Here is a 12785-nt window from a genome sequence, read left to right as displayed (position 1 = left end):
ACATGTGCTTAAAAAAACTTATATCGCTAATAACATTCAAAAAGAAAAAAATAGTGCCACCACTTAAAGTGGTGGCTTGGGAAAATAACCACCTAAACTATAAGCAATTTTCAGGTAAATTCAACACTATAATTAAAACAATTGATCAGTCTTTTACAATAATATCTTTGGAAGGATATGATGGATGGGGCAAGACGTTTTTTTTGAAAGAATGGGTAAAAGAGTTAAAACAGCAAAATGAAATTGCAGCTTATTATAGTGCATGGGATATCAATGCATTGGACCAACCACTGCCTTCTTTTTTAAATTTCCTATTTGAAGATTTATTTGTATCGTATAAAGTAAAAAGAAGTGTTATACAACAGTTCAAGAACATAAACCAAGAGCTATTTTCTCTAAACACACTAGGAAAGCTGATCAGTAAATCTCCACTTGCTATGCTTTCAGTATTTCTTGATGCTGCAAAAGAGGCTGATAAAAAAGACATAGGTTTTGTCTTGAGTGAATTAAGTCTTCTCCAAAGAAGAAAAGAGAGTACTAGAGATTTTAAAACACAGTTAGCGGATGTGGTTAATAAAATCAGAAAAGACAAAAACATTTATATAATGGTGGATAATCTTGATGTGTGCCGTCCTAAATTCGTTGTCGATTTTTTGGAATCTATAAAGTATATGCTTGATGTGGAGGGGCTGGTTTTCATTATTTCTGTAAGTAAAGATAAGAGTAATGTACAAAGAGCAATCAGCACAATACTTGGACCAAATTTTGACCTAAAATCTTTTACTGATCTCTCTTTACATTTGCCAAAACAACCGATAGAAAAATTTACAAAAGAACTATTTGAAAATATTAAATTACCGAAAAAGTCAAAAAATTTGATTGTAGATAGTTTTATATTTTATGCAGAAAGCCTGTCACTATCGTTAAAAACAATAGAATACTGCGTAAAAAAAATAAAGCTGTGTCTTCTGAATCACACAAGAGAAGAATTACCTGATCCGAATTTGTTTTCATTTTTGGTAATACTGCAATCGATAAATATTGATATATATGAGGAATTAGGTTTTTCATATCAAAGAGCATTGGAAAAAATTGAAAATGAATATAAATCTTTAGTTCTAAATGGTCAAGAAGAATGGGAAAAACTTAAAACCTCTCTAGAAACTGCTTTTGCAGAGAGGGAGTCAAAAATTAACAAAGCTATAAAGGATATACTATTTTGAAAAGATACCCTACCTTTACATATACAAAGATAGGGTAACATTTGATTAACGCCCTTTTACTATGTCATTACCTTGTTCAAACTTTCTGATTAATTCGCTTACATTGACATTAGATAATTTTTTACCTGCAGATTTGTCATTATGTGAAGCATCAGGTTTACGAAGGTCTTCCTTACTGTTACTCCTAGTAATATTACATCTAACAATGTTTGAATTATTAGACTTATCGCTTACATCTGAAATATTGCTTTTTTCACTACATGAAGACGAATTACTCGACATATTGCCTAAGCTAAAGAGCTTTTTACCTTGATAGATTGGATTCCAATCAAGTGGATTATAAGTTTTTTTGCTAGTCTCAACCTTTTGGTTATTTTGCTGTTTAGGAGAAAAACCAAGTTTTTCTCTTTCTTTCTTGCTTAGCGTTTTGAGAAATTTTACGGTTTCTAATTCATCAGTTGCTTGTACTTTATGTAAATCAAAGCTTTTTTGATGGTTATCCTGCTTAACATTTTCCATCATTTTATCTTTTATTGTTCTATCCTCATCATCAGAAGTGCTGCTACTAATATCACTGATACCACTATCCCCTGAATTGCGGCGTTGTTTGTTAGGAGTGCTATGAATGTTGTCTTCCATGAGTTTTTGCATTGTTGGGCCAAATGTTCTTCCAAGATTGCTACTCACTGTTTTATTACTATCATTTGCTTGAGAATGAGGTACATTTCGCTCAAAAATTGCTTTTATTCCAGCAAATTTAGCTTGGGAAGATTTCGGAGGAACAGGTGGGGCAACCATGCCTTTTGAGTTAATCTTTCCTTCATTTTGAGGAAAAATTTTTGGATTATTTTTTTCTACTGTAGTATTCATTTTTTTACCTCTAAACCTATTAACTAATAAAAGTATAAACTTAGAGGTATTAATTTTGTAATAACAATGCTAATAGATTACCGCAGTTTCAATAAGCATCACCAGAGGATTCTCTATATAATGCTTAAAGGCATTTAAAAACTTTGCTCCGAGTGCCCCATCAACTGCTCTATGGTCAACAGAGAGCGTTACTGTCATTATTTCTGCTATTTCTATTTTCTCATTCATAACAATTGGTTGTTTTTTAGATGCACCAACTGCCATAATGCAAGATTGCGGCGGATTGATTATAGCACTGAAGGCTTTTATACCAAACATCCCTAAGTTGGAGATAGTAAACCCTCCTCCTTGAAACTCTTCAGGTTTCAATTTTCCAGATCTTGCTCTGCTTACTAAATCTTTCACTTCTTTTGATATAGATAAAATACCCTTTTTATCAGCATTTTTTACTATAGGAGTAATTAGCCCATCTTCAAGTGCCACAGCGATTGAAATATCTATATTTGAATATCTCAGTATTTTATTATCTATCCACGAAGAATTTATATCAGGAAATTTTTTCATGCTGAAAGCTGCAGCTTTTATGATTAGATCATTAATTGTTACTTTATTGTTTTCATCTGCTGAGTTAATCTCGTTTTTTAACGATATTAACTTATCAACCTGGCAGTCTACAGTTAAATAAAAATGTGGAACATTCTGTTTTGATTCAGTCAGGCGCTGTGCTATCACTTGGCGCATGTTGCTTACTTCAACTATGGTATCTTTCTCAGGACTTTCAGTATGTATACCACTGCCTAAAAACTCCAACACATCAGCCTTAATTATGCGACCATATGGTCCTGTACCTTTTAATTGCTGCACATTAACCCCTTCATTTTGAGCTATTTTCTTAGCTAATGGGCTTATTTTTGTTCTACCTTCTGCATAACCCTCTGTCATCTGAGTAGCTGACACTGGGATCCATTCTTCTTTTCTAGATCCCAGTGTCAAGCACTGGGATGACATTGAGGGGTTGGATTCCAGCGTCACGCGCTGGAATGACACCGAAGAATGACTTATTGGCTTTCCGTTTAAATCTTGGTGTTCTGATTTTTGATTATCAACAGCACTTTTTGTCACTTCCTTTTTAACTGCACTATTGATGGAAGTTGAAGTATAGTTGTTAAGTGCACTTTCATCTTCTCCTTCTTCCAGCATTAAAGCTATTGGTTGATTTACAGGCACGCCACTTGTTCTTTCTGTTACTAAAATTTTTGCTAAAACTCCTTCATCTATAGATTCAAACTCCATTATGGCTTTATCAGTCTCTATCTCAGCAATTACGTCGCCTACTTCAACTTTGTCTTGTTCTTTTTTATGCCACTTTACAATTTTTCCTCCAGCTTTGCTCATTGTTGGTGAAAGAGCAGGCATTAATATTTCTATAGGCATTGATTTTGCATTTAAAGATCTATTCAATTTTTAATTTACTCTTTATCTTATGTCAACCTAATCGTGAATTATGATGAATAAGTCTGTTACACTATCCCTCACGTTATCCCAGTGCGTGACACTGGGATCTTGGTTCAGTACTATTATCCTATTGTTTTTATTATTTAGCCATAGCTTGTTTGCTAACAACTTTGTTTCAACCAAATCAAATAAGATCAACATGAGAACGGGGCCAGGGTTTCACTATCCTGTAAAATGGATATACACTTGCAAAAATCTGCCCCTGAAAGTGATAGAAGAGTTTGAGAGTTGGAAAAAGGTCTGCGATATAGATGAAGACTGCGGATGGATAAAAGGCAATCTTCTTAGTGATAAGCGCTACGCGATTGTAAAAGAAGATACTTATGGATATCAAAAACAGAGTGTAGACAGCAAGATTACTATGAAAATAGACAAGTTTGTTGTGATGAAGATAGAAAAATGCAACGAAGAATGGTGCTTTCTTTCCACCCCAAAACGCAAAGCATGGGTACAAAAAAAACATATATATGGGGTTGATTAGGTTGACAAAAGATCTGAATTAACACTAGTTTCTGGGCCTTCTGTAGCATGCTCTTCAGATGAAGCAGAGGGTTCTTGAGGCTCTGGAGACTGTACAGGGCTATCACAGAAACTCCTTAACATCTCCTCAGCGGATGAATCTAAAATTTGTACAATAGACTTTTCACTCTGCTCTTTTAGCGATTGATCCACTCTAGAAATCAACTCAGAAAACTCGCTACCTGATTTTTCAGCTTCACTTTTTATTTTACTTTCTATGCTTGCAATATTACCTTGGTCAATTTCTTCTTTTGTTATGTTGAATGACTTTGCAACATCTTGATATCCAATCTTGCAATTTCCACAACCAATTATGCAAAAAGTAATAGAATCAGATATTTCGCTTGCAGCCCAATTATGTATAGTGTAAGCCAAATAATTGTCATGGTATTTAATGCTAAATTGTTGTTCTATTAACTCAGAAATTTTATTCTTTAGAGACATAAAGCACCCTCCTACATTCGTTATACCTTTTTGTTAAGATACAGCAATTACACCATTTACTACATGCTTTACTTTAATTAATTATTAAAACAAGAGCATCATTTCCAGAGCTATATCTTTTTACCTTGATAATTCTTTTTTGACTTCCTCTTTAATTATCCCACTTATATTCACGTTAAGATCCCCTACCCAAAAATCAGTCATAGTTTCAAGATCGTATAGATCCTCTATTACTTTTTTAATAGCAGCATTTATTTCTTCTTCGTCAAATTCCTTTATAATAGGTCTAATCTTCACATACCCTGGAGAGCCTTTACCATAAATTCCTTTGCTTTTATTAATGCAGCCACCTGCACCAGATCTACTGCTTCTCAAACCACTTCCACACTCTACTGTTTCATACTTGATTTCACCATTTTCTATATATGCTATTTGATTGTCTTGTGTAGACTTCAGTTTATCTGCCTTTACAATTTTCTCCTCTAGCTTTAAATCTTGCTTATGAATTACTGTTTCCTCATAACCCTTACCACCGTATGTTCTATACTCACCTCCACCTGCAACAGTAATCAGTTGCTGGCAATGTTGCTTCTGCGAATTGCACATTTCTATGAAAACAGGTCCCCCGTCCTTATCTGAGAAGTTACTTTCCTGGTTACCCCCTCCCTCTGTGACTTGCACCTTAATTATAGGATAATTAGGATCGATTTTCAGTTTAGCTTTAATATAATCTCCTGGCATCCCTACTCTGCTTTCAGTAGAATGGCATTTTTGATTGTCACAGCCACTACCTTGTATATGACCTGCTTCACCACTTCCCCACGCTTCTATTTTAATACGATCAAATTTTATTGATAAGTCATCTGTATAAACATCTTTATTTTTATGATCATAGGATTTTTCATTATTTTTTTCAAGATCTGGTTTCTTATTTTTCAGATGTTCCTTGATTATCTCTTTTAATTTTTCTTTTAATTTCTTTTTGAGACCTTCTAAATCGAACCTACACAATTTATCAGCGTAAAAAACCTCTGTTCTGTTTGCTTTAATCAGTTGATCTTTTAATTGTGTACACTTTCGTACTTCATTTTTTTCATCTCTTAATACTTTACCATCCTTATCTTTACAATCCACTTCCTCATACCTTAAGTAGAATGGCTTATCATCTTCATTTTTATTCAAATATTGTTTTGAACGGCTACACTTTCCATCAAAGCAGATGCAACCATCATCACCTTGCTCACATCCTTCTTTATGCTCTACATCCGTCAATTTGTATACTACTTTCAGTCCTTCACCAGATTTTAATTTTTCGTCTATTTTGCTATCTTTCTTCACACAATAACTGCATTCTTCCTTCTTCTGCTCATTTTCATCAGGGAAGAAAACATACTCTTGCTTATTAAATATTATTTTATCCAACCTCTCTTGAGTTTCTTTCAAAGGGTAAACTATTTCCTTGCTTGGAAGATAATAGAACTGATTTGATTCCTTGGAGTAAACAGCATTGTATTTAGTATATCTTGTTCCCATTAATTTTAGTGGTATTATTTTATTTTCTCTTTTAAGAACAAACTCCTCTGGTTCTGGCTGCCATCCAGAAAGACAAAGCATTTTACTGTTAGAATTTCCTTTATACTTTACTTCTATTTCCGGCTGCCCAGAGTTATTAAATTCACATTGAATAGATTTGTCTTTTAACTTTTTCTCAAAATCATTAAAACTATAAAAACTTCCGCCTTTAGAACATTTAATTTGCACATCAGGAACATAGCCATATTCTTTCAGAACTTTAAATTGTTGCGGATTACTTTCTAATATACCTTCTATAATATTATCAATATTACTATCAGTTGTTTTTGCTACTATTGCTGGTTTTACTACTTTTAAAGATAGGGGGCCAATGTTTATAGGATGGTTGAGGTCAGTATTAACATTAAAAGTACAGGAACCATTACTATAGGTTCCATGTGCTTTAGCACAAGTGCTCTCACTCATCTTCATTTCTACTTTCAATGTATTTGCATTTACTATCTCCACTATCTCAGGTTCTGGAGCAGGTGGTGCAGGAAAACAGCGGATGAACTGTGGATTGTTTTCATCTATACTTTGAGTTCCAAGGTATTCAGCGCAGAGCTTATCTTTTTCTCTATAAGTTTTGAAGTAGTACGTGATGCCATCTTTGTCTAAAATAGAGCGCCACTCAGCTTTATTTTCTCCATACCCTTTAGGGAAATCTAATTTTTCTCCAATCTCTCCGTCTCTTCCTTTCAGATCACCAATGATTACCTTAACCTTAGGATTAAAGTAATCATTGTCTTTATCTGTTATAGGAACAATTCTAACTTGTGGAAGCGACATTGCAAGTTGTTCACAAAATGGAGGGGGGCCAGGTGCAAGTGGAACAGGAGCACATTTTACTGCCGTTTGGTAGCAGGTATCACAGACTTTTTCCATCTCCCCAGGACGGAAAATATTCTCACCCGAAAATACTCTAGAACCCCATGAAGAAATTCCTGACATACAAGCCCCTTTTTGACTGCAAGCACATATTTTAGGAGAGTTAGCGAATCTTCTTTTTTCCTCATCAGTAACACCGTCTGCCCATTCCCATTTAAGACCCCGAGCAATTTCTCCTCCAGCTTTTGTTTTATCTCCTTCCCAGTCGATAAAAGCTGCAGCAGAAACTCCAGCTCCTGTACCTTGCGTTCCATATATCTGGCGGCAGGATTCCCCACTTTGTAAGTCATAACAATAACTTTGTCCATCATAAGCACATACTCTAATTTTGGGATTAAAGTAACCATCAACTCCTTGATCTTTTATTGCTTGCACCTTAATTTCCTTTACCCAATCTCCACCAACTATTGCTTCCCACCAAGTATTACTTTCTACAAATGTTGGACAATCAGCATATCCTTGATACGAAAGACCAAGTATCAAAAAAAATATCAATAAGAAATTAAGCCTTACACTTCTCATAAAATACCGGTAACCACTCATTAACTTCTTCTCCTTTTTCTTTTATTGCCTCATACATATACTTTATAGTCTCTTTGTTAGCTGAAAGTACATGTATTTCTTGCATATCCTTCAAATCCAGATTTAAGGTTACTAATCCTTTGTACTGTTTTATCAAAAATAAACCTTCCTGTGTTGGCGTCTGCAGAATTATATTCAGCTCCTCTTTCGATAGAGAAAATGCCTTCATGTATAATCTATTTGCATTGACGTTCGGCATCAAGATTCTTGTATCAACATGTTTATCTAAATATTGAGTAAATTTGCTAGCAAATGCGAGATTTAAATTCTCAGTACTTAGGATTACTACAACATTTAGTTCCGTCATTCTTTGCATCCAGTTATCAAACTCTTTCTCTGTAGGAAAAATATTACTTATCTCCCATGCTTCATCCAAAACAAGTATTGCAGGCGAGCCATCACATTTTGCCTCAAAAGAATATAAAAAATAGTAAAGTATCACGGACATACATTCCTTTTGTTTTGTAAGGTTTGCGGTGTTGAGAGATATAATTTTTGTTTCCCAGTCAATATCTGATTCATCACCATCTTGAAATAAGTAAGCAAAGTCACCATCGTCACACCATCTACTTATCTTACCCCCAAGGAGCAAGAGCACCTCAGAAATTTGTGAAATAGAACGTGATTCCTTGGGTATAGCAAATATAGAATCCACAATTTTTCTTATCTTTTCTTCTACGTCCACCAAGCTCGTATCGGCTACCATTCTTCTGATCAGTTCAACCAACATATTGCGATTGGAAGCACTATCTTCAATGTTTAGTGGATTAAATTTTAGGCTTTTGTCCTTATATTTTGGATCGATTATGTAATATTTACCACTCACTGCTTTAGTAAAAATTATTGATTTTCCAGTGTTATCCAATATGACAATTCTTGGGTTAAACTTTCTTGATTCTGATAATAGAAAATTAATGAGTGAAGTTCTGCCTGAATTTGGAGCTCCGAGTATCGTAGTATGGCCATTATTTCTTTTTCCATGAAAATTAAAGAAGTAAGGATTTCCTTTTTTTGAAAAAAAAATCATTACCGCTTCTTTCCACCTTCTTCCTTTTAATGTACCTGACGTAAAATCGTGCAGCATAGCAAAGCTGCAAGCGTATTTTGTTAAGATATTTTTCGGTTGCGTAATAAAAGCAAAATTGCCTGGAAGTTGTGCCCAAAAATGACTTTCCATATGTAAATCAGTTCTAAACATCATGAAGCCAACTAATGACATTATAGAAGATAAATCACTAATACTTTCAGCTAACTTATTCCTATCATCTGCAAATATTGTAAAAATAATTTTCTGTTGGCAGAAGTCTATACTAGAGGTCTTTTCAAGCTCTATTATTTCTTCAATTCCTGAGCTTTTAAGTAAGGTATTATCCTCACTAATTTGCAGCATGTTGATTTGTTTTTTAAATTCTTTTATTGCTTTGTTATTACTAGTAAATATCATTATTTCTGTAATGATAAATTCAGATTCAAGCTGCAAGCATCTATCTATATTACCTAAAGAGATTTCCCGGTATTCTTTTATGCTGAAAATAGAGCCAAATTTCTGTTGATTTTCAAATATTGTTTGAAACGTATTGAAACCAAAAGCTATTTTAAAATTTCTAATATATTGCGACAGGTCCCTTTCATGTATTGGATAATCTTTGTGCGTTAATGTAACAATATAGTGGAGAAATTCTATCATTTCAGAATATATTTTACCTTCACTAAACCTTAGACTCAGTTTTTTAGCTCCAAAAGGTCCTAAATCATTTTGAATTACGTCAGTTATCTTTTGCAACTCCTGATGGCTTTCTTGTAAAGACAACTTATGCTTATTCTTTATTCTATTGAAAAAAAACGAATTATTAGTATGCTTGCCAAAATCGCTAAACAATATTACAATGTATAGTTCATTTATATACTGTAATTTACTATCAGTTAGTTTATTAAACCACGTTGAATGTAGGTTGTCAGAGAAGTCTTCAGTTTTATTCCATTTCAAGCTCAGTTTATTGCGCTTTCTAACGGTATGAATCCAAACGGTAAAACACAGGCTATTAATATTTTTTGATATGCTTTTTCTAATTTCAGTTCTGAGGTCGCTGTAGTTATCAACAGAAGAATAATCTTCTAACTTGATTATTTTTAACAATTCTCCCTGTTTTGTTAGTATGGTTTCTTCATCGTAATGACAAGCATAAGGAACAAAATCTAAATCAATGCTTTCTAGTAATGCTAAGTTGTTCTTTTTTTTAAGCTTAGAGTTAACTGTTGGTACTTTTAACTGCATATGCGTATTCAATAAAGATAATTAAAAAAGATAAAAATACTATCTTAATTTTTATCTTTTTTTTCGCTATCGGATTGTAATTTTATATCTTTTGCAAAGTTAAATTTTTCTTTTAAGTAGTCTGTTGCCTTTTCTGTACTACCGAACATCAGGACCAGTACACCAAACATTATCATAAAAAAGATTAGACCTCTGAACACTACTGCAAGTATCACTGCAGCTATACACAACCCTATGATTGTTGAAGGACTCATATTTTCTACAGTATCTTTAACTGAAAATGAAGAAATAAAATTTTTTACCGTTTCTTGTATACCCTTTAATTCATCACTCGCCGAACTTGCTTCGCTAGAATATGATGCAAAAATGAAACTTAATAAGGCTATAAAAACCAAAACTTTATTCAATTGAATGCGCATCAACTAAATACCTTTTAAACATTTCTTAAATATAACAACTTTTATATCAATAGGCAAGAACTGAATTCACTTATCCACTACAAGTAACACATATTTAATTTTTACAGACGTGAACATGCTGTAAGCTCTTTATCATCAACAAGAGGACTCACATTAATGGATGTTAATTTACTTGATAGGAAGTTTGAATGCAATTCAGCTACTGCTGCTATAGCAAACACTGCAGCCATAGCAAGTAGTCCTGCTCCTATCAATCCTGATGTCATTGCTCCTGCAACAATGCACCCTATTGTGGAGAGAGCACAACCTGCTACAAGTGCAACGTGAAGATTTCTGTTATTGGGTTGGTTTTTAAGTAGGATATCTTTCTTAACTTGATCTGGATTTGCTTGACCATCTGAGTTTTCATTTTCTTGCATTTTTGGCTCTTTTTTTACAGTCTGCTCTGGCTGCACTTGAGTCTCGTTTTCTTTTGGGGATTCCAAATTTGATTCTAATAACTCAGTTTTTTCTCCACCCTCTGGTTGTAAGCCATTATCTCCTTCAACAGAGCTCAATGTTGAGTTTAAACTTTCCTCAGATGAAGTACTTGTTACTAAAGTTAAACTGCTCCTTCTGCTACTTACTGGTGATTTCAAACTTTCTTTACTCGTTCTAGGTGAGTCTATTCCACTATCTGAGTCATTGCCACTACTGAGTTTAGAAGTTTTCTTCTCCTCTATTTCTTTCACAACCTTGCTATATTTTTCAAACACTTCCTCTGCAACATCTGAATTACTAAGTATTTTATTATCACCACTTTTTTTCTCAGCTACATTCAAGGGTGTTTCTTGTGTGTTGTTTTGCTCTTCAATATGTTTTAGCTGCATTTGATCTTCAATATTTTCTTCACTTCAACAGCATTTGGTATTGAGCTTACACTGCTGCTCCTGTTAGTAATATCCAAAATTATTTTTACTATTTTTCCTCTTATTGTTTGTGGTCTTTGTGATTGTTCTCTTTCATTGTTAAATACTGTAGGTACAGCTAGTTCTTCTGATTTTATTACTTCATCTTTCAATGCAGGAAGAAAGTTTTCGATATAATACTTATAATGTTTTTGATATTCCTCTTGTTTTTCTGGTGATTTTTCTAATTGTTCTCTCAGCGATTTTTCTAATTCAGTTAATACCTCAGGACTAGCTCCTTCCTTGAACAACTCTATGCATTTTTTGATAGTTCCATCTCCCTTTTGTGGGCTTCCATATTTATGATTTTCTTTTGTTACCTTTTTGTATATAGTGTCGTGCAATTGTTGGTTAATATCTTTTTTAGAACTTAGCATAGACTCCTCCATACATAACAAAATGTATAGATACCTCTTTAGCGTTAATTTTACATTAAAACTGGGCAATTATGCCATATTATAAATAATTGCGGCAACTTGCTTATTGGAAGGTCGCTTAACTATTTGCTTTCTGGGCTTTCTACTTCTACAGATTTGCTATTAATATGATTCTTTGCTTGTTGAACTAACATATCCACTACTTCTTTTACAGGCTTTTCCTTATCAACCATGCCAACACTTTGGCCAGCCATTAAAGATCCCGTTTCAACATCTCCATCAATTACTGCTCTTCTTAAAGCTCCAGCCCAGAATTTTTCTATTTCAAGCTGCCCATCTTCTTTTGAGATCTGTCCCTTTTGGTATTCATCAATAACTTCTTTTTGACGCTTCATAAAGTCATCGCTTGCTTTGTTGGCTATAGCTCTTACTGGAATTACAGGAAAATCAGCACTTATCTGTACAGAAGGTATTGCATTACGTGCGGCCGATTTAATAAACACTTCCTTAAAATTTTTGTGGGCAATTGACTCATTAGTGCAGACAAATAATGTACCTATTTGACAGCCACTTGCTCCCATTTCCAGGTAATTAACTATCATTTCACCTCTTCCTATTCCACCTGCAACAAACACTGGTATTTGTTCATTTTTAAAATGAGGCAATATCTCTTGTGCAAGAACAGAAGTGCTAACTGGACCTATATGCCCACCTGCTTCCATTCCTTCTATTATTAATGCATCTACTCCCATTTTTACTAACCTTTTCGCAAGGCTTAATGCTGGTGCAAAGCACATAACTTTAATGCCTGCACCCTTGATTTTTTCTATATTAGGCTTTGTTGGCAGTCCACCGGCAAGCACTATATGGCTCACTTTCGTTTCAATACACACATCTATCAACTCACTCAACTTTGGGTGCATAGTAATTAGATTTACACCAAATGGCTTGTTAGTTAATTGCTGCGTCTCTATGATTTCTTTTTTTAGCAAGTCTGGAAACATTGCACCACATGCAATCACACCAAAACCACCAGCGTTTGAGATTGCTGAGACCAAGTTTCTCTCTGAAACCCAGCTCATAGCACCACCCATTATAGCAAACTCACTGCTAAGAAAATCTGTTCCTTTTTTCCAGAGGCTACTTAACATATA

General features: G+C 34.1%; 11 protein-coding genes. 2 read left to right on the top strand and 9 right to left on the bottom strand.

Annotated features, from left to right (window positions below):
• Positions 1–2 precede the first annotated feature (2 nt).
• Entirely contained in the window at positions 3–1223 is a 1221-nt protein-coding gene (locus ACQH2O_RS00710) for a KAP family P-loop NTPase fold protein (RefSeq protein WP_010082095.1), read from the top strand.
• A 45-nt stretch (positions 1224–1268) separates the two neighbouring features.
• On the opposite strand, the gene ACQH2O_RS00705 is transcribed toward ACQH2O_RS00710, so the two are convergent.
• A complete protein-coding gene (locus tag ACQH2O_RS00705) occupies positions 1269–2093 on the bottom strand; it encodes a hypothetical protein (RefSeq protein ID WP_007550761.1) in 825 nt (274 codons plus the stop codon).
• 69 nt (positions 2094–2162) lie between these two features.
• Positions 2163–3527 carry a pyruvate dehydrogenase complex dihydrolipoamide acetyltransferase gene (locus tag ACQH2O_RS00700; protein WP_425385373.1) on the bottom strand — a complete coding sequence of 455 codons (1365 nt, stop codon included), beginning with the start codon at positions 3525–3527 and terminating at the stop codon, positions 2163–2165.
• A 220-nt stretch (positions 3528–3747) separates the two neighbouring features.
• On the opposite strand from ACQH2O_RS00700, the gene ACQH2O_RS00695 reads away from it, so the two are divergent.
• Positions 3748–4089: an SH3 domain-containing protein gene (locus tag ACQH2O_RS00695; RefSeq protein ID WP_010082091.1), complete on the top strand. Its 342-nt coding sequence runs from the start codon at positions 3748–3750 to the stop codon at positions 4087–4089.
• Here ACQH2O_RS00695 and ACQH2O_RS00690 read toward each other — a convergent pair.
• The 7 genes from ACQH2O_RS00690 to ACQH2O_RS00660 form a co-directional block, all read right to left on the bottom strand.
• Entirely contained in the window at positions 4086–4571 is a 486-nt protein-coding gene (locus ACQH2O_RS00690) for a WBM0748 family T4SS-associated protein (protein WP_010082090.1), read from the bottom strand. The two genes, ACQH2O_RS00695 and ACQH2O_RS00690, sit on opposite strands and share 4 nt — an antisense overlap.
• 120 nt (positions 4572–4691) lie before the next feature.
• A complete protein-coding gene (locus tag ACQH2O_RS00685) occupies positions 4692–7553 on the bottom strand; it encodes a hypothetical protein (RefSeq protein ID WP_182282585.1) in 2862 nt (953 codons plus the stop codon).
• On the bottom strand, positions 7534–9888 hold the full coding sequence (locus ACQH2O_RS00680) for a hypothetical protein (RefSeq protein ID WP_010082026.1): 2355 nt from the start codon (positions 9886–9888) through the stop codon (positions 7534–7536). Before ACQH2O_RS00680 ends, ACQH2O_RS00685 begins: the two co-directional genes overlap by 20 nt.
• A 44-nt stretch (positions 9889–9932) precedes the next feature.
• Positions 9933–10307: a hypothetical protein gene (locus tag ACQH2O_RS00675; RefSeq protein ID WP_022626145.1), complete on the bottom strand. Its 375-nt coding sequence runs from the start codon at positions 10305–10307 to the stop codon at positions 9933–9935.
• Between the two features lie 101 nt (positions 10308–10408).
• Positions 10409–11176 (bottom strand): hypothetical protein, encoded by a 768-nt coding sequence (locus ACQH2O_RS00670; RefSeq protein ID WP_425385202.1) that lies wholly within the window; start codon positions 11174–11176, stop codon positions 10409–10411.
• Positions 11167–11631, bottom strand: a complete 465-nt coding sequence (locus tag ACQH2O_RS00665) for a hypothetical protein (protein ID WP_425385201.1) — start codon at positions 11629–11631, stop codon at positions 11167–11169. The genes ACQH2O_RS00670 and ACQH2O_RS00665 overlap by 10 nt, the downstream gene beginning before the upstream one ends.
• Positions 11632–11753: 122 nt before the next feature.
• Positions 11754–12782, bottom strand: coding sequence for an NAD(P)H-dependent flavin oxidoreductase (locus ACQH2O_RS00660; RefSeq protein ID WP_010082023.1), 1029 nt, complete (start codon positions 12780–12782; stop codon positions 11754–11756).
• Positions 12783–12785 lie beyond the last annotated feature (3 nt).

Origin of the sequence: Wolbachia endosymbiont (group B) of Schoenobius gigantella, assembly GCF_964031005.1 — a bacterium.
GTDB classification, from domain to species: domain Bacteria; phylum Pseudomonadota; class Alphaproteobacteria; order Rickettsiales; family Anaplasmataceae; genus Wolbachia; species Wolbachia pipientis.
This window is presented reverse-complemented; position numbering and strand designations above follow the sequence as displayed.